This is a genomic window from Streptomyces sp. A0592 (genome assembly GCF_004795115.1).
GTDB classification, from domain to species: domain Bacteria; phylum Actinomycetota; class Actinomycetes; order Streptomycetales; family Streptomycetaceae; genus Streptomyces; species Streptomyces erythrochromogenes.
Window position 1 is genome coordinate 17,526 of sequence record NZ_SSBM01000014.1, and the last position, 17,395, is coordinate 34,920.

14 protein-coding genes and 1 tRNA gene are annotated in these 17,395 nt (G+C 73.2%); 10 read left to right on the top strand and 5 right to left on the bottom strand.

Features of this window, described 5'->3' with window-relative positions; genetic code table 11:
• Positions 1-44: 44 nt before the first annotated feature.
• Entirely contained in the window at positions 45-1,382 is a 1,338-nt protein-coding gene (locus E6U81_RS20915) for a sugar ABC transporter substrate-binding protein (protein ID WP_136231626.1), read from the bottom strand.
• Between the two features lie 378 nt (positions 1,383-1,760).
• Between E6U81_RS20915 and E6U81_RS20920 the strand changes: the two genes are divergently transcribed.
• Positions 1,761-1,836 (top strand) — tRNA-Cys (locus tag E6U81_RS20920).
• A 102-nt stretch (positions 1,837-1,938) separates the two neighbouring features.
• On the opposite strand, the gene E6U81_RS20925 is transcribed toward E6U81_RS20920, so the two are convergent.
• Positions 1,939-3,324, bottom strand: coding sequence for a serine hydrolase domain-containing protein (locus E6U81_RS20925; RefSeq protein ID WP_136231627.1), 1,386 nt, complete (start codon positions 3,322-3,324; stop codon positions 1,939-1,941).
• 269 nt (positions 3,325-3,593) lie between these two features.
• Here E6U81_RS20925 and E6U81_RS20930 point away from each other — a divergent pair, with 269 nt between their 5' ends.
• Positions 3,594-4,649: an AraC family transcriptional regulator gene (locus E6U81_RS20930; protein ID WP_136231628.1), complete on the top strand. Its 1,056-nt coding sequence runs from the start codon at positions 3,594-3,596 to the stop codon at positions 4,647-4,649.
• A 40-nt stretch (positions 4,650-4,689) separates the two neighbouring features.
• Here E6U81_RS20930 and E6U81_RS20935 read toward each other — a convergent pair whose 3' ends face one another.
• A complete protein-coding gene (locus tag E6U81_RS20935) occupies positions 4,690-5,055 on the bottom strand; it encodes a hypothetical protein (RefSeq protein ID WP_136231629.1) in 366 nt (121 codons plus the stop codon).
• A 190-nt stretch (positions 5,056-5,245) separates the two neighbouring features.
• Between E6U81_RS20935 and E6U81_RS20940 the strand changes: the two genes are divergently transcribed.
• Positions 5,246-5,719: a universal stress protein gene (locus E6U81_RS20940; RefSeq protein WP_240803931.1), complete on the top strand. Its 474-nt coding sequence runs from the start codon at positions 5,246-5,248 to the stop codon at positions 5,717-5,719.
• A 16-nt stretch (positions 5,720-5,735) separates the two neighbouring features.
• Here the strand turns inward: E6U81_RS20940 and E6U81_RS20945 are convergent, their stop codons facing one another.
• Together E6U81_RS20945 and E6U81_RS40530 are read right to left on the bottom strand one after the other, a co-directional pair.
• Positions 5,736-6,677, bottom strand: coding sequence for a serine/threonine dehydratase (locus E6U81_RS20945; protein WP_206309981.1), 942 nt, complete (start codon positions 6,675-6,677; stop codon positions 5,736-5,738).
• A gap of 14 nt (positions 6,678-6,691) precedes the next feature.
• On the bottom strand, positions 6,692-7,333 hold the full coding sequence (locus tag E6U81_RS40530; protein WP_206309982.1) for a TetR/AcrR family transcriptional regulator: 642 nt from the start codon (positions 7,331-7,333) through the stop codon (positions 6,692-6,694).
• Between the two features lie 155 nt (positions 7,334-7,488).
• Between E6U81_RS40530 and E6U81_RS20950 the strand changes: the two genes are divergently transcribed.
• The 7 genes from E6U81_RS20950 to E6U81_RS20980 all read left to right on the top strand — a co-directional run bounded on the left by E6U81_RS20950 (position 7,489) and on the right by E6U81_RS20980 (position 17,382).
• Complete coding sequence (locus E6U81_RS20950; protein WP_240803932.1) at positions 7,489-9,177, top strand: ricin-type beta-trefoil lectin domain protein; 1,689 nt, start codon at positions 7,489-7,491, stop codon at positions 9,175-9,177.
• A 57-nt stretch (positions 9,178-9,234) separates the two neighbouring features.
• Complete coding sequence (locus tag E6U81_RS20955; protein WP_136231630.1) at positions 9,235-11,514, top strand: alpha-N-acetylglucosaminidase; 2,280 nt, start codon at positions 9,235-9,237, stop codon at positions 11,512-11,514.
• Positions 11,515-11,747: 233 nt separating this feature from the next.
• The gene (locus E6U81_RS20960; RefSeq protein WP_206309983.1) at positions 11,748-12,095 is read left to right on the top strand and encodes a hypothetical protein; all 348 of its coding nucleotides are present in this window, start codon (positions 11,748-11,750) and stop codon (positions 12,093-12,095) included.
• Positions 12,088-13,122: a polyprenyl synthetase family protein gene (locus E6U81_RS20965; protein WP_136231631.1), complete on the top strand. Its 1,035-nt coding sequence runs from the start codon at positions 12,088-12,090 to the stop codon at positions 13,120-13,122. Before E6U81_RS20960 ends, E6U81_RS20965 begins: the two co-directional genes overlap by 8 nt.
• A gap of 64 nt (positions 13,123-13,186) precedes the next feature.
• Positions 13,187-14,374 carry an oxygenase MpaB family protein gene (locus tag E6U81_RS20970; RefSeq protein WP_240803933.1) on the top strand — a complete coding sequence of 396 codons (1,188 nt, stop codon included), beginning with the start codon at positions 13,187-13,189 and terminating at the stop codon, positions 14,372-14,374.
• A 75-nt stretch (positions 14,375-14,449) separates the two neighbouring features.
• Positions 14,450-16,039, top strand: coding sequence for a molybdopterin-dependent oxidoreductase (locus tag E6U81_RS20975; protein WP_240803934.1), 1,590 nt, complete (start codon positions 14,450-14,452; stop codon positions 16,037-16,039).
• A gap of 164 nt (positions 16,040-16,203) precedes the next feature.
• On the top strand, positions 16,204-17,382 hold the full coding sequence (locus E6U81_RS20980; RefSeq protein ID WP_168714693.1) for a serine hydrolase domain-containing protein: 1,179 nt from the start codon (positions 16,204-16,206) through the stop codon (positions 17,380-17,382).
• Positions 17,383-17,395: the final 13 nt, after the last annotated feature.

The following is a 17,395-nucleotide window of genomic DNA, read 5'->3' on the forward strand; positions in this document are numbered from 1 at the left end:
GCGGCGGCGGCGGTCCGCCGCGGGCGGGCGGGTGCCGAGGACCGTCACCTGCGGGCCGCGTCGGCGAGGAGCCTGTTCGCCGCTTCCTCGGCCTTCTTCACCGCCGTCCGGGCGTCCTGCTCGCCCGTGATGGCCTTCTGCACCTCGCGTACGACGGCGTCCCCGACCTGGTTGGTCCACTGGACGGGGGTGTTGGCGTCGAGGGCGGCGGTCTTCAGCTGGTCGGCGCCGACGGCCCGGGCGAGGGTCTCGGCGTCCTTGCCGTCGCCCCGGTCGGAGAAGAACGGGTCGGCGAGGCCCTGGGCGTTGGAGGGGTAGATGGTGGCCTTCCTCGAGAACTCCACCTGGTTGGGGCCGTTGGTGACCCATCGTGCGAACGCGGCGGCCGCGTCGGGGTGCTTGGTGTCCTTCCTGATGCCGAGCGACTGGGCGTAGATGCCGATGTGGCCGAGCCGGCCGGTGACGGCTCCCGCGACGTGCGTCTTGGCGTAGACCTGAGGGGCGTTCTGCTTGATGTCCTTGACGAACCCCGGGGAGCCGGGGCCGAAGACGAGTTTGCCCGCGCCGTAGAGCTGGTTGATGTCGTCCGACTTGAGCAGGGACTCCTTGGGCATCGCACCCTTGGCGTACAGGTCCTTCATCCGCTCCACCCATGCGACGGCCTTGTCGGTGTCGAAGGTGAACCGGTCCTTCTGGGGGCTGAGGAGGGGGATGCCCATCTTCTGCCAGTCGCCCGGCAGTCGGCCCTTGGGGTCGGCCATGAAGGCCGCGTACCGGCCGCCGGACCTGGCGGCGATCTGTTCGGCCTGGTCGAAGAACTGCTCCACGCTGGTGGGCGGTGCGGCCGGGTCCAGGCCGGACCTCTCGAAGAGCTCCCTGTTGTAGGTGAGGATCTCCGGGGTCACGTACCAGGGGTAGGCGTAGACGCTGTCGCCCTTTCCGGGCAGTTTGAACTGCTCCCAGGCGCCCGGTACGTATTCCCCGGCCGAGTCCCCGTCGAGTTTCGCGACGTCGGCGAGCATGCCCCGGTCGCCGAGGAGCTGGAAGGAGTCGGTGGAGAGGTTGACCACGTCCGGGAGGGCGCCGGCCTGGGCGTCCGCGACGAGCTTCTCGTTGTAGCCGTCGCCCGGCACGTCCTCCCACGTGACCTCGACTTCGGGGTGCTCCTTCTCGAAGGCGTCGATGACGGCCTGTACGTAGCCGGTGAAGGCGGGCTTCAACTGGAGGGTCCGGAAGGTGATCCCACCGGCCACCCTGCCCGTTCTCGCCGCCTCCTTGGCATCCCCGGCGCCGGCGCCGCCGAGACCGCACGCGGTGGTGGAGAGGAGGGCGCCTGCCACCAGTGCGGCAACAGCCGTACGGGTCGGGTTCGAACGGGTCATCGTCGCCGCCTTCGCAGAAGTCCGGCCTCGTCGCCGGAGGCGGTGCCCACGGTCGCGGGAAAGCAAGACCTCGTCAATGAGGCCGAGTTGGGACTGGCCGGTGATGACGGGTACCGAATCCGGGGGCGGGCCGGAGCGAGCCCGGAAGGGCTGCGATCCCGCACTCCGGAGCTGGACTAATGCGCTTTAGCGCAAAGACCGCCGAACCCGGTATCGATTCGATAACGAAGCACCGCGCACGGCAATGTTGACTCTTTGTCGCTCCTTTCCCCCGGGCTCGCACTAATGCGCTTTACCTCCACCCCCGGAACCCCATTGCCGCCGGAGCCCGGGCCGCGCTTGTGCGAACCGAGTTCGAACGTCCGGGTTCGTCACGAACGGCGTGTGGCTCAGCAGCCAGATCACCGGCCTGCACAGTCGGAGGGCGCAGGGGCAGGACCTGCCACGCCGGCCATGGACCAGAACACCGCACAGCAGCCGCCCGCCGTCGGCCTCCCCGCCCCAGGGCTCTCCGACGCGGACCTCTTCGCCCCGTCGGCCTCCCCGAGCGAGACGCCTAGGCGGTCGTCCGGGGGGCGCAGCGCATGCCGATGTAGCAGCAGGGGGTGCCGTCGACGAGGGCGGCGAAGACGACGGGCATCCAGTCCTCGCTGAAGGACGGGCCGGCGCCGGTCGCTGCGAACACCGTCGCGCTGAGCGGGACGAGGTCCATCTCCAGGGGCGGCGAGAAGTCCCGCATGCCGTCGACGAACTCGTAGCGCAGCTGCGGGGTGCCGTCGGGGGCGACGGCGACCGTGATGGCGACGCCCTCGCGCCGGTAGGTGCCGAGCAGCGGGGTCATGTCGACGGTCGGCGGGTGCGCGGGCGGTGCGAAGGGCGGCGGCATGCGGACTTCGGCGAGGTCCGCGAGGAGTTCGCGGAACAGGTCGGCGTGGAGACGGCGTGCGCCGCCGCCGTTGGTGAGCAGGACGACGATGACGTCGGCTCCGGGGACGACGCGGAGGTAGGCGTACTGGCCGATGGAGGCGCCGTCGTGCCCGTAGCCGGGGACTCCGTTCCAGTCGTAGAGCGACCATCCCAGCCCCCAGCCGTCCGCGCTGACCGTCCACCGGTCGGGGACGTCGACCTCCCACCGCTGCATCGCCGCGACGGCCCGGGCGCCGAGGACCTGGGTGCCGTCCGCGGTGGCGCCGCCGTCGAGGTGCATCTTGGCCAGGCGCAGCACGTCGGCGGCGCTCGCCAGGACCCGGCCGTACGGTCCGGCCGAACGGGGCATCATGTCCCAGGCCGGTGCCGGTTCGGGGTCCGGGCCTTCGCCCGGGAGGTGGCCCATCGCCGTGCGGAAGGCCAGCGCCTCCTCGGGCAGGGTCATGGTGTGGGTCAGTCCCAGCGGGGCGACGATCCGCTCCTTCAGGGCCTGGTCCCAGGTGCGTCCGGTGACGACCTCGACGATGCGGCCGAGGACGTTGTAGCCGACGCTGCTGTAGGAGACGGCGGTGCCGGGCGGGCAGTCGAGCGCCACGTTCCGGGCGGCCCGCACGTAGACGGCCAGGCAGTCGTCGCCGCGCCCGCTGTCGTAGGTGAAGTCGCAGGTGAGCCCGGCGGTGTGGCTGAGCAGCCGGCGTACGGTGATCTCCTTGTCCGTCCCGGGGGCGGCGGCCGGGGTGAACTCCGGGAGGATCTCGGCGACGGGCGTGTCCAGGTCCAGGCGGCCGGCGTCGACGAGCTGCATGACCAGCGTGGCGGTGTAGATCTTGGCTATCGAGCCGAGCTGGAACACCGAGTCGGTGGTGGCCTCCACCCCTGTTCCGCGGTGCAGCAGGCCGCTCGCCAGTTCGTGGATCCGGCCGTCGGCGAACACCGCGAGGGTGGCTCCCGGGACGTGGTGGGCGGCGCGCAACGCGTCGAGGCGGCTCTGCCAGTAGGCAGGTGAGAACGTCACGTCGGATCCTTCGACTCGGTGGTCTCGTCACGATCACGGCACGTGCGCAGGGGGGTCGGCGATCCGCGTCCCCGTGATCGCCGCCACGGTAGGCAGCTCCCTCGGGTGCCCGTAAGGACCTGCACGCGTCAGCGAGGGAACCCCCGGCGCCACCGGGGAACCGCGGCGTGCCGGGAGCGCGCGTTTCACGCCGTGCGGGGGCGTCCGGGCGCCAAGCCGCGCGTCGCACGGGGAAGTCGGCCCGGGCGGCTGGTAGCGTCACCCGCCCTATGCAGCCTCACCACGCCCACGGCACCATATCCGTGCACCTCGCGCGGTTCATCGTCGACGCCCTGCACCGGTCGGGCGGGGACATGGGCAGGTTCGCCCGGTTCCACGACCTCGGCCCCGAGGTGCTGGGCAACGAACTGGCCCGGGTCTCGACCCCGTCGGCGCTGGCCGTGTGGGAGGAGCTGACGCTCACCGAGCCCGGAACAGTGGTCGGCGCCCTCCTCACCGACGAGGCGCCGATCGGTACGTTCGGGCTCTGGGACTACCTGGTCACCAGCGGGCCCAGCCTGCGGGAGTCCCTGAAGCAGGTGGTGGAGTACAACGCGGTCATCGGCGACCCGGCGCACGAGAAGCTCCTCGTCGAGGAGGACGGGCGCAGCCTCACCATCCGTCATGCGACGGGCAGTTGGGGCCCCGACGTGGTGGAGGCGATCGACTGGTTCGCGCTGGCCATGTTCCTGACCCGGGCGCGGGCCGCCACCGGGCGGGCCCTCGTGCCGCTGCGCGTCGGCGTCACGCACGGCGCGCCCGGCGGATACCGGCGGCTGGCGGAGTTCTTCGGCACCACCCGCATCGACTTCGGGGCGCCGTACAACTCGATCACCTTCCACGACGACGACGTACGCGCGCCGTTGCCCAAGGCGCAGCCGGGGCTGGACCGGCTCCTGGTGCAGCAGGCCCGGCTGACCCTGGCGGCCGCCCAGCCGGTCATGCTCTGGCAGGACAGCTTCCGGATGGTGCTCGCCGGCGCCTTCCGGGAGGACGCCGTGAACCTGGAGCACGTGGCGGGACGGCTGGCGATGAGCCCGCGCACGCTGCAACGGCGGCTGCGGGAGCTCGGTACGACCTGGCGCGAGGAGGTCGAATCCGTGCGCCAGGAGCGGACGATGGAGCTGCTGCGCAGCACCGATCTGCCGCTGCAGGTGATCGCCGCCCGGGTCGGGTACAGCGACATGCGGGCGCTGCGCCGGGCGGTGCGGCGCTGGGACGGGCGGGCGCCCCGCGACATCCGCAACGCGGCCGTGCTCGCGGCGCCCGCCGCCCCGGCCGGCTGACGACCCGGGCGGCCGGCGTCCCGGGCGGCAGCCGACGCGGCTACTTCATCGGGTACTTGGTCTTCTCCGCGAGCTTGCCGTCCTTGAAGCAGAAGCGGAGCACCGTCTCGCTGCCCATGTCGGCGTCGCCGGTGGAGATGTACCAGGCGCAGGTGCTGCCGTCGGGCTCGACCGGTCCGCCCTCCTTGAGGGCGCTCTTGACGAAGCTCTCGCCCGACGGGAGCTTCGCGCGGACGTCGCTCTCCGCGTCACCGGTCTTCACGCCCTCGTAGACCGCGGGGTCGACCATGCTCTTGTCCGCCACGTCGACGAGCTTCCCCATGCCGAAGACCACCGCGGCGACGACACCGATGCCCAGCACCAGCGCCACACCGCAGCCGATCAGACAACCCTTGCGCTGAGCCACGCCCGTTCCTCCAAGTCGCTTCGCGTCCGGCGTCGATCGCCTGGACGCTCACACCCTCGCAAGGGACGCGGGCCGCGGGCTGTCCTCGAAAGTCGTCACCCGCCGCAACGATCGTCTTTCGAGGTCGGCCCGGCGTTGCGTGTATACAGGGAGAAGATCGACCTTCCGGGCGGAACGAGAGGAACCCATCGTGAGCGAGCCCACCATCGAACCGCTGATCGTCGTCGGCGTGGACGGTTCCGACCATTCCAAGGAGGCCGTGCGCTGGGCCGTGGAGCAGGCCCGGCTGATGGGCGGCCGGGTACACGCCGTCATGGCCTGGGAGTGGAACCGCAATCCCTTCGCCATCGGCATGGCGGAGGCCCAGCTCGCCGAGCAGGAGGCGGAGACGGCCGAGGAGGCGGCCCGCCGGAAGCTGGCGGACACCGTCGCCGCGGCCGTCGGCGCCTCCCCCGGCGTACCGGTCTTCCGCCGCGTCGAGCAGGGCTCGCCGGCGCAGGTCCTGGTGGACGCCTCGAAGGAGGCGCACCTGACGGTCGTCGGGACCCGCGGGTACGGCGGCTTCAAGGGCGCGTTGCTGGGTTCGGTGAGCCAGCAGGTCGTGCAGTACTCCGCCGGCACGGTGGTGGTCGTGCGCGGGAGCGAGGACGGCGGCGGGGCCTGACCGCCGGCGGACGGCCTCAGGCCGCCGGTCCCGCCAGGTCCCGCGGGTCCGTGTTGGCCCCGCACAGGATGACGGCGACCCGCTCCCCCAGCGGCTCCGGCGCCTCGCGCAGGGCCGCCAGGGCGGTGGCCGCGCCGGCCTCGACCACGATCCGGTGCTCCTCCCAGACGGCACGCCGGGCCGCCGTGATCGCCTCGTCGGGGACGAGGACCGACGTCACGTTCTTCGCCTGTGCGGCCGCCAGCGCGTCGGCCGAGACGCGGGTGGCTCCGAGGGAGTCGGCCGCCACGGAGTCCACGGCGACGTCGACGGGCCGGCCCGCCTCCAGGGCCGCGTTCAGGGCCCGGCAGTTCTCCGGTTCGGCCGCGACGACGTGTACGCCGTGTTCGCGCGCGGCGGTGGCCACCCCCGCGAACAGTCCGCCGCCGCCCACGGCGACGACCACGGTGTCCAGCCCGGGCAGGGCGTCGCGGATCTCGTCGAGCAGGGTCCCGGCGCCGGCCGCGATGAGCGGATGGTCGTAGGCGTGGCTGCTCAGCGCCCCGCTCGCGGCGGCGAACTCCCGGCAGGCGGCGAGCGCTTCGGCGTACCGGTCGCCGACGAGCCGGACGTCGGCCCCGTAGCCGCGCAGCCGTTCCACCTTCACGCGCGGGGCGTTGGCGGGCAGGAAGACCGTCGCGGGCACGGCCAGCGCGCGGGCGGCCCAGGCGCAGGCCAGGCCGGCGTTGCCGCCGGAGGCGATGGTGACGCCCGCGGCCGGGAGGGTGGCGGCGTCGTGGTGGGCGGCGAGGAAGTTGCGGGCGCCGCGCGCCTTGAAGCTGCCGGTGTGCTGGAGGTACTCCAGCGCGTACCAGACGCCGTCGGCCGCGGGGGCCACGGTGACGGGCCGCACCCCGCCCTCGATCCGTGCGGCGGCGGCGCGCACGGCGGCGTAGTCGAGCTGCTGCGGACGTTCCATGGTCGGTCTCCCCATCAGGTGGCGGGCCGGACGGCCTCGATCAGCTGGCGCAGGGCGCCGTAGTACACCTCGTGGTCCGTCAGGACCGGCAGTACGTCGGCCAGTCCGCCGGAGAGCACGGGGAACTCCTCGGGATCGAGTGCGGCCAGAGCCGCGCGCGAGGCGGAGGTGACCGTGGCCGGATCCCGGTGGTCCACGAAGGCCGCGCTGCCCAGGGTGAGCAGGTACATGCGGCGGTATGCGGTGATCGCCTCGGTGACGGTCATGCCGGCGGCGACGCTGTCGGCGAGGGCCGGCTCGACCAGCCGCGCCAGCAGCTGCCGGCCGAGCCAGGGCCGGCCGCCGCGCAGCACGAGCAGTCCGGGGTGGGTGGTGAGCAGCAGGTACAGCGCCCGGAACCGCTGCTCGGTGGCCTGTGCCCAGTCGGTGCCGGCGGGGATCTCGGGCAGCTGGGCGGCCAGGTGCTCGGTGCACAGGTCGAGCAGTCCGGCGAGGTCCGTGCAGCGGCGCTGGACGGTGGCGTGCGAGACGTCGAGGCGGTCGGCGAGGGTGCGGAAGCTGAGGCGCTGCGGCCCCTCCTCGTCGAGGATCCGCAGGGCGGCCACGGCGATGGCTCCGGGTGTCGCACGGTCCAGGGCGTCGGATCTCCTCGGCATGGATACAACGTATCATACGCCGTATCTCCTCTTTCGTGTGACATCAATTGCAGCCATATTGCTGGTCATCAGCCGACAACCAGCGACTTGCGTTGACACTGAGTAGTCGCCTCGGTGCACTGGGCCCACGACTGCCCCCACGTCAAGGAGACCCAGTGCCGCCTCGCCTGCGCGCAACGCTCCCCTGTCTGACCGCGGCCGCCCTGTTTGCCCTCGCGCTCTCCCCCGCCCCGGTGGCGGCGGAGCCCCGGGCGACCTCGGACACCCCGCTCGCGCTCACCCCTCCCATGGGCTGGAACAACTGGGCGCACTACATGTGCGACATCGACGAGGCCAAGGTGGTCGCCAACGCCGATGCGCTCGTCTCCACGGGACTCGCGGCCAAGGGCTACGACACGGTGACCGTCGACGACTGCTGGATGACCAAGAGCCGCGACGCGCAGGGGAACCTGGTGGTCGACACGGCCAGGTTCCCGCACGGCATGGCCTGGCTCGGCGAGTACCTGCACGCCAAGGGCCTGAAGTTCGGCATCTACCAGGACGCCGGCTCCCTCACCTGCGAGAAGTACCCGGGCAGCGGCGCTCCCCAGGGCGGAGGGGCCGACCACTACGCCCGGGACGCACGGCAGTTCGCCTCCTGGAAGGTGGACTACGTCAAGATGGACGGCTGCAACCTGTGGGTTCCGGAGGGCCGCACGAAGGAGCAGGCCTACCGGGACGCCTACAACGCCGTCGCGAAGGCCCTGCGCGAGAGCGGCCGGGACATGATCCTGTCCGCCTCCGCGCCCGCCTACTTCCAGCAGGGCGAATGGGGCGGCTCCGACTGGCACCGGGTGCTCGGCTGGGTCGGCGAGACCGGCCAGCTGTGGCGCGAGGGCAAGGACATCAAGGTCTACAACCCGGCCGCGCCCGCCACCTCCCGGTGGAGCTCGGTCCTGGGCAACTACGGATACAACCGCTGGCTCGGCCGCTACGCCGGCCCCGGCAACTGGAACGACCCCGACTTCCTCCTCGCGGGGGCCCCCGGCCTCACGGCCGCCGAGAGCCGCAGCCAGGTCGCCCTGTGGGCCATGATGGCGGCTCCCTTCATCCTGTCCTCCGAGGTCTCCAAGCTGACCCCGGCGGGGCTCGCCGCCCTCGGCAACACCCGGATGATCGCACTGGACCAGGACCCGATGGGCCGTCAGGGCTCCGTGGTCTCCTCCAACGCCACCTTCGAGATCCTGGTCCGCCCCCTCGCGAACGGCGACCGGGCGGTGGCCGTGCTCAACCGCTCGGCGAACACCCGCGACATCCGGGTCCCGCTCGACGAGATCGGCCTGGCCGAGTGCACGGCCGACGCCCAGGACCTGTGGAGCGGTGCGCGCGCCGAGGTCTCCGACGCGCTGACCGGGAAGCTGGCCGGCCACGACACCGCCGTGTGGCGGCTCAGCCCGCGCGGCTGCGCCGAGGCCGTCCCGACCGGGCAGATCGTCGGTGACGGCGCCCGCTGCGCGGACGGGGCGAACACCAGCGGTGTCGGCGCGGTCGTGATGGCGGCCTGCACCGGAGCCCCCGACCAGCGGTGGTTCCTGGGCGACGACACCCGCCTGCGGCTCGCCGGCGAATGCCTGTCGGCGGGCGAGGGCGGCTCGGTGGAGCTGGCCGACTGCGGGCCCCGGCAGAACGGGCAGCCCGGCCAGAGCTGGTCCCACCGCCGGGACGGGGCCCTGGTGGAGGAGGTCAGCGGGCTGTGCCTGACCGCGCCCGCCGCGGCCGCCACGCCCGACGCCCCCGCCGAGCGGCTGCGGCTGACCCCCTGCGGCGACCACCGGGTCGACCAGGCCTGGTCCCTGCCGGTCTGAGGCGCGGGTGAACGCATGAGCAACACGAAACCGAAACCGAAACCGGAGCCGGACCCGATGCCACGACGCGGACGCCGGCTGCCCGCCCCCCGCCCGGTCGCCCTCGCCGCGCTCCCCGCGGCACTGCTGGCCGTGATCTGCGCGGGGGTGCCCGCACGTGCCGACGTACGGGCGGACCCGCGGCCCCCGGCACGGGCCGCCGCACCCGTGCCGGCGCGACGGGCCGCGACCTTCGACACCGCGCCCGCCCGGGCGGCCCTGCAGCGGCTGCTCCCGCGGCACGCGCGGCAGTTCACCCTGGTGCCCGACCCGGCCGCCGGGCCCGACACCTTCACCGTGTCCGGGACCGCCGGGGCGATCACCGTGCGCGGCAGCACCGGTGCCACCCTGCTCACGGGCGTCGGCTGGTACCTCCAGCACGTCGCCGGGGCCGACATCGGCTGGCCCGGCGAGAGCATCGGGATGCTGCCCGCCCGGCTGCCGGCCGTACCGGCACCGGTCACCCGCGCCGCACAGGTCCCCCACCGGTACGCCCTCAACGACACCGACGACGGCTACTCGGGCCCGTACCGCACCTTCGAGGAGCACCAGCGGCAGATCGACCTGCTCGCCCTGCACGGCATCAACGAGGTGTTCGTGCAGGTCGGGGCGGAGTACCCGTACTACCGGGCGCTCCAGGGGTTCGGGTATTCGGCCGAGGAGCTGCGGCAGTGGATCCCCGGCCCCGGGCACCAGAGCTGGTGGCTGCTGCAGAACCTGAGCGGCTTCGGCGGCCCCGTCTCGGAACGGCTGATGCGCGAACGCGCGGAGCTCGGCGGCCGGATCGCCGAGCAGTTGCGCGGGCTCGGCATGACCCCGGTACTGCCCGGCTACTTCGGCACCGTGCCGCCCGGCTTCGCCGCACGCAACGCCGGTGCGGCCACCGTCGCGCAGGGCGACTGGGCCGGCTTCGACCGCCCTGACTGGCTGGATCCCGCGTCGCCCGTCTTCGCGAAGCTGGCCGCCGCCTACTACGCGGAACAGCGCGCGGTGTTCGGGGACAGCGCGATGTACCGGATGAGCCCGCTGCACGAGGGCGGGCAGACCGGCTCCGTCGACGTCGGCGCGGCCGCGAGGGCCATCCAGGACGCCCTGCACGCCGCCCACCCCGGCGCGCTGTGGGCCGTACTGGGCTGGCAGGACGATCCGACCGCGGAGCTGCTGGCCGGGGTGGACACCTCGAAGCTGCTGATCCTGGACGGGCTGTCCGACCGGTACAACCGGCTGGACCGCGAGCAGCGCTGGGGCGGCGCCCCGTACGCGATGGGCACCATCTACAACTTCGGCGGACACACCACGATCGGCGCCAACACCTCGGTGTGGCTGGAACGCTTCGGCCCCTGGCGCGCGAAGAGCAACAGCGCCCTGACGGGCATCGCCTACCTGCCGGAGGCCACCGGGACCAACCCGGCGGCCTTCGACCTCTTCACCGACCTCGCCTGGGATCCCGGGCCGGTCGACCAGCGCGCGTGGTTCGCCGGTTTCGCGGCCCGCCGCTACGGCCGGGCCGACGCCGAGGCCGCCGCCGCCTGGGAGGAGCTCCGCAAGGGCCCGTACAGCACCTCCTCGGGGCTGTGGTCGGAGTCGCAGGACAGCCTGTTCAGCGCCCGCCCGAGCCTGTCCTCGGTGGGGGCGGCCCACTGGAGCCCCAAGTCGATGCGCTATCCCGCCGGTTCGGTGCGCCGGGCGCTGGACCACCTGCTGAAGGTGGATCCCGCGCTGCGCGGCTCCAGCGCCTACCGCTTCGACCTCGTGGACACCGCCCGGCAGGCCCTCGCCAACCACTCGCGGGTACTGCTTCCGAAGATCAAGGCGGCCTACGAGGCCAAGGACCGGACCCGTTTGCGCACCCTGACGGCCGAATGGCAGGACGGGATGCGGCTGTTGGACCAGGTGACCGGATCCGACCCGAACCTGCTCCTCGGAACGTGGCTCTCCCGGGCCCGCTCCTGGGGCGCCGACCGGGCCGAGCAGGACCGGTACGAGTACGACGTCCGCTCGCTGCTGAGCGTCTGGGGCCGGCGCGGCACCAGCGAGGGCGGGTTCCTGCACGACTACGCCAACCGCGAATGGAGCGGCCTGATCTCGGAGTTGTACGCCCCGCGCTGGGCGGCCTACTTCGCGACGCTGGACGAGGCGCTCGCCGCCGGGGCCGCGCCGCGGGAGATCGACTGGCACGCCTTCGAGCAGGAGTGGGCCACGCGGACCACCCGGCATCCGGACCGGCCGAGCGGGGATCCGTACCGGCTGGCCGCAGCGGTCGCGGCTGCCCTCCCGCCGGCGGCGGCCACCGGCTGACCATGACACGGCCTACACCACCTGCAGGGGCGGTGATCGCCCGATCACCGGATGATCACCCGCCAGGGGGAAAGTCCGCGCTCGTGCGGGGGAGATGGCGGGCTGCGGTTCGCCGCGCGGGGACGGCACTCGATTGACTGGCCCGGAGAAGACCAGGGGCGGCCACCGGAGCGATCCGGTGGCCGCCCCTTCCGATGCCACGAGGCGCGACGCGACCAGGAGTGCACCCGAGCATGTCCCAGACCGAACACGACCAGTCCGCCTACCGGCGGGAACAGGACCAGCAGCAGGAGCGGCCCGCGGGCGCCGGCTCCGCCGCCGCGTCCCTGGAACTGCTGACGCTGCTCGCCGCAGGGGTGGCCGACCTGGCCCTCGACCAGCTGCGGCAGACCGCCGACCGGGCGCAGGACGCGCTGCGCCGCGCCGACCTGCGCGAGCTGCTCACCGACGGGGTGGTGGAGCTGCGCAAGCGCGGCGAACTGGCCACCCGCCGGGCAGGCATGGGCGACGAGAACTACCTGGAGACCATGGCCCGGCGCGCCGCGGAGCGGACCACCTCCGAGGGCCGCCCCTGTGCATGACCACACCGGCTTCAAGGAGCGCATCGACGAGGTGCTGGTCCGGCTGGCCGACGACGAGGAGCGGGCCCTGCTCGGCCTGCATGCCGAACTCAGCCCGCTCTCGGAGCAGTTACGCCGGTCACTGGCGCAGGGCAAGCGCATCCGGGCCGCGTTCCTGTACTGGGGGTGGCGGGCGGCGGGCCAGCCGGACTGCGAAGGGGTGATCCGTGCCGCGGCCGCCATGGAGCTCGTCCACGCGGCGGCCTGCACCCACGACGACATCATCGACGACAGCCGGATGCGGCACGGGCAGCTCACCGCGCACGCCGCCTTCGCCGCCAACGGGCAGCGCTCCACCGCCCTCGCGATGATCCTCGGCGACCTGCTGATGGGGTACGCCGGGCACGTCTTCACCTCCTGCGGGCTCCCCGGCGCGTACCTGGCCCGGACCGTCCCCCTCTGGTCCACGCTGCTCCGCGAGACGATGGCGGGCGAGTTCCTGGAGGTGCTGCGCACCGAGGCGGGAGCGGACCGGGAACCGCTGGTGGCGGAGTCGCTGGAGGTCGCCCGCTTCAAGACGGCCAAGTACACGGTGGAGCGGCCCCTGCACCTCGGCGCCACCCTCGGCGGCGGCTCCGGCGCCCTGCTGGACGCCTTCACCGGCTACGGCCTCCCGCTCGGCGAGGCCTTCCAGCTGCGGGACGACCTGCTGGGAACGTTCGGCGACCCGGCACGGACCGGCAAGTCGAACCTGGACGACCTGCGGGACGCCAAACCCACGGCCCTGCTCGCCCTGACCGTGGCGGCGGCCGGCCCCGACGACCGCCGGCTGCTCGCCAAGCTGGTCGGCAACCCCGAGCTGTGCGAGGAAGAGGCCTCGTCGGTCCGCGAGCTGATGGAGCGGTGCGGGGCCAGACAGCGGGTGGAGGACATGATCCGCGAGCGCATCGGCCGGGCCGAGGCCGCGCTGGACCTCGCCCCGATGCCCGCGGAGGCCCGGTCCGCGCTGAACGGGCTGGCCGCGACCGCCGCCGACCGCTCCCTGTAGCGGACCGGTGAAGACGCCCCTTCCTGCCGCCCCGCACCCGAAGAAGACGACAAGGACGACCCACGTGAACGCCAACGCAACCAAGGCCGCACCGGCGCGCCCCCGTTACGACCACGCCGCCCTCGACGCCCTGAGCACGCAGGGCGATCCGCTCGCCGACGAGACCGTCGCCGAGATGTTCCGCCGCGAGGAGGTCGGCGACCTCAACACCCTGATGCGGTTCTTCACCACCGCCGGCGACAAGCTCCCCGAGCAGCTCCCGCAGTCCGCGCGCGCCTACTTCGAGGCGACCGCCATGCCCCCGAGCTGGGTGGACTGGGACGTGATGGAGCAGGCCAGGCTGTTCTTCATGGACAACGCGGCCCACATCAACACCGGCCTGTCCTTCGCGGCCATGCCCGCGACCTACGCCGTTCCCCGGCTCTCCCGGCTGCTGGCCTCGACCCACTCGATGGCGTACCCCTCGCGCCGGATGGCCAACACCGGCCAGTTCGTCACCTACCTCATGCAGACGAACTCCTTCGCGGAGGGCAGCAAGTTCATCCCCGCCGCGCAGAAGGTGCGGCTGCTGCACGCGGCGGTCCGCCACCACCTGCGCCAGGGCGGCCACTGGGACGTCGAGAAGGACGGCGTGCCCATCTGCCAGGAGGACATGATCGGCGGGCAGATCTGCTTCTCGCTGCTGGTCCTCGATGCCATGCACCGGCTCGGCATCCACATGAGCGAGGACGGCGCCGAGGCCTACTTCTACGCCTGGCGGGTCGTGGGCGCCATGCTCGGCTGCGACATGTCGGCGGTGCCGGAGAGCCTCGCCGAGGCCCGCGACTACTGCGACCTCTACCTCCTGCGCAACCTCGGCCCGTCGCCCGAGGGCGTCCGCCTCAACGCCCAGCTGATGCGCATGTACGAGGACGTGGTCCCGGGCACCTTCTTCGACCCGATGGTCCCCGCCACCGTCCGGTTCCTCGTCGGCGACACCATCGGCGACTGGCTGGAGATCCCGCGCACCGCCTGGGACACGGCGGCGAAGGCGGTGCCGGTGTTCCTCGGGCTGCTGGAGACCATCGAGGACAGCAGCCCGTACGCGGAGTGGGCGCTCGACAAGGCCGGCTCGCTGCTCTCCGGCTTCGAGCTGGCCTCCCTGACCCGGGGCAGGGTCATGCACCACGCCATCCCCGCGGAGCTGAAGGGCGACTACGGGGTGAAGGCGCCGCGCACCGGGCGCTGGGTGCCGCCGGCGCCCGTGCACTGATGCACTGACGCACGGACGGGCTCCGCTCCCCGTGGCGAGGACGCACCGCGCCGGGGCCCGGGGCAGACTGGCGGTGTGAAGGCAGACCGAGCCGGTTCCGGTGGACCGCGGCGAGCGGTGGGTGCCGCCTGCGGGATCGTCGCCGCGTTCGCCGGCCTGGCGGTGGCGGAGCTGGTCGCGGCGGCGGTCCGGCCCGAGGCCTCCCCGGTGACCGCCGTCGGCGCGGTGGTGGTCGACCTGACGCCTCAGGCGGTCCGGGAGTGGGCCATCGCCGTGTTCGGCGCCGCAGACAAGACGGTGCTGACGATCGGCGTCGTCGCCGTCCTCGCCGCGGTGGCCGCGGGGGCCGGACTGCTCGCCGTACGCAGCCTGCCCGTCGGCGTCGCGGTCGCGGGCGGCTTCGGGCTGCTGGGTGCGGCGGCCGCGCTCAGCAGGCCCGAGGCCGGGTGGCAGGACGCGCTGCCCTCGCTCGCCGGCGGCCTCGCGGCGGCCGGTGCGCTGGCGCTGCTGGTCACGGCGGCCACCCGGCCCCGGCCGGACCGGGCACCGCCCGGCGGCGCCTGGACGATGGACCGGCGCGGCTTCGGCCGGCTGGTCGTCGGCGTGCTGGCGGTGTCGTCCGCCGCCGGTATCGCCGGACGGCGCCTCGGCGCCCGCGGCTCGGCCGGAGCCACGGCCTCCCGAGCGAGCCTGGTCCTCCCGCCGCCCACCGTGCCCGCCCCGCCGGTGCCGGCCGGTGCCAACCTGCGCGTGCCCGGGCTCTCCCCCTTCATCACCCCGGCCAAGGACTTCTACCGGGTGGACACCGCCCTGGTCGTGCCCCGCGTGGACGCCGACACCTGGCGGCTCCGCATCCACGGGGAGGGGGTCCCGCGCCCCCTCACCCTCGGCCTGCGCGAGCTGCTCGCCCGGTCCCTGGTCGAACACGACATCACCCTGTGCTGCGTGTCGAACGAGGTCGGCGGGCCGTACGCGGGCAACGCCCGCTGGCTCGGCGTACGCCTCGCGGACCTGCTCCGCGAGGCCGGGGTGCGGCCTCCGTCCGGCGGCGGCCCGGCCGACCAGCTCGTGGCCCGTTCCGTCGACGGCATGACGCTGGGCACGCCCGTCGAGACCGTCATGGACGGCCGGGCGGCGCTGCTGGCCGTGGGGATGAACGGCGAACCGCTGCCCTTCGCGCACGGCTTCCCCGTCCGGATGGTCGTACCGGGCCTGTACGGCTACGTCTCGGCCTGCAAATGGCTGACCGAGCTGCGGCTGACGACCTTCGCCGCGTACGACGCCTACTGGGTCCGCCGGGACTGGGCGCAGCAGGCCCCGGTCAAGACGCAGTCGAGGATCGACACCCCGCGCCCGTACGCCGCCGTGCGGCCCGGCCGGGTGGCGGTGGCGGGGGTCGCGTGGGCGCAGCACCGGGGGATCCGGCGGGTCGAGGTACGGGTGGACGGCGGCCCCTGGCAGGAGGCACGGCTCGGGGCGGCGGACGGCGTGGACACGTGGCGGCAGTGGGTGTGGCCGTGGGAGGCGACGGCCGGGCCGCACACGCTGGAGGTCCGGGCGACGGACGGGACGGGCGCCGTCCAGACGGGGGTACGGGCCGCGACCGTGCCGGACGGGGCGACCGGGTGGCACGCGGTGGAGGTGCACGTCCGGGCCCCGGGCTGAGTCAGCGCTCGTACGCCCGATGGGGGCCCGGAAGGGGCCGCCTGCCGCGTCACCCGTGGAACGGCTCCCGCATGCACCGGGTGGGGGCGCCGGTTAGCCTGCCGGGACGAGGCCTGCGATCGCTGGGGGGGACCATCGGCTTCGACCCGCAATGGAGGCACGCCGTGCGACGCTACCGGACCTTCACCGCAGCCTGTCTGGGCAGTCTGCTGCTGGGCGCCTCACTGGCGGGCGGCTGGACCGCGGGCCGCGCCGAGAGCGCCGCCGCGCAGTGTCCGGCGGGCCTGATCTCCCGGGGCGGCACGTGCCTGCCGGGCGACACCGAGGAGTTCACCGCCCGGCAGGTCGCCGACGCGCTGAAGAAGTACAAGCTGACCGCTGCGATGGCCGGGGTGTGGGTCGACGGGCAACGCGTCTCGACGGCCGCGGCCGGGGAGACGACGACGGGCTTCCCCGCGACGACGGAGATGCGCTTCCGCATCGGTTCGGTCGCCATCCCCTATATGACGACCGAGCTGCTCAGACTCGTCGACGAGGGCAGGGTCAGCCTCGACGACAAGCTCTCCCGCTGGCGCCCGGACCTCCCGCACGCGGACGGGATCACGCTGAAGATGCTGGCGTCCGCCTCCTCCGGGTACGCGGACTACGTCACGGACAAGGCCTTCATCGCCGAGCTGTACGAGAACCCGTTCCGGCACTGGACCGGGGAGGAGCTCGTACGGATCGCGATGTCCCGGCCCATGGCCCGGCCGCCCGGCACGGGCTTCGCCTACTCCCACGCCAACTGGGTGCTCCTGGGCGACATCATCTCCAGGGTGGAGCAGCGGCCCCTGGGCGAGGTGTTGCGCGAGAACGTCCTCGAACCGATGGGACTGGAGCAGACCGCCATCTCCTCCAGGGCCGAGATCCCCGCCCCGGTGCTGCACGGCTTCGACAACGAACGGGGCGTGTTCGAGGACTCCACCTACTGGGATCCCTCGTGGACGCTCGCGGAGGGCGCGGTGATGACCGGGACCCTGGAGGACATGGCGAAGTCCTTCGCCGCGATCGGCGAGGGGAGGCTGCTGACGCCCGCGTCGCACGAGCTCCAGCTCACGCCCGTCGTCAAGGTCAAGGGGGACGCCTCGTTCGCCCTCGGGCTGCCGGTGGTGAACACCTGGATCCTGCAGAACCCGTCCTTCGCGGGTTACGCGGGCACGGTCGCCTATCTGCCGTCCAGGAAGCTCGCGATCGCGACGGTGGCGACGCAGGGCCTCGGCAGCACCGTCCAGAACGCCAGCACGAACGTGCTCCAGGAGATCGCGGCCCACCTGGCCCCGGAGCGCCCCCTCAGCCTGGGCTGAGGGAGCGCGGGGG

Excerpts from the sequence above, each read along its gene's own strand:
- E6U81_RS20960 (WP_206309983.1), top strand. The coding sequence starts at position 11,748 with ATGTCCCAGACCGAACACGACCAGTCCGCCTACCGGCGGGAACAGGAC.
- E6U81_RS20915 (WP_136231626.1), bottom strand. The coding sequence starts at position 1,382 with ATGACCCGTTCGAACCCGACCCGTACGGCTGTTGCCGCACTGGTGGCA.
- E6U81_RS40530 (WP_206309982.1), bottom strand. The coding sequence starts at position 7,333 with ATGCCGAGGAGATCCGACGCCCTGGACCGTGCGACACCCGGAGCCATC.
- E6U81_RS20945 (WP_206309981.1), bottom strand. The coding sequence starts at position 6,677 with ATGGAACGTCCGCAGCAGCTCGACTACGCCGCCGTGCGCGCCGCCGCC.
- E6U81_RS20955 (WP_136231630.1), top strand. The coding sequence starts at position 9,235 with ATGCCACGACGCGGACGCCGGCTGCCCGCCCCCCGCCCGGTCGCCCTC.
- E6U81_RS20930 (WP_136231628.1), top strand. The coding sequence starts at position 3,594 with ATGCAGCCTCACCACGCCCACGGCACCATATCCGTGCACCTCGCGCGG.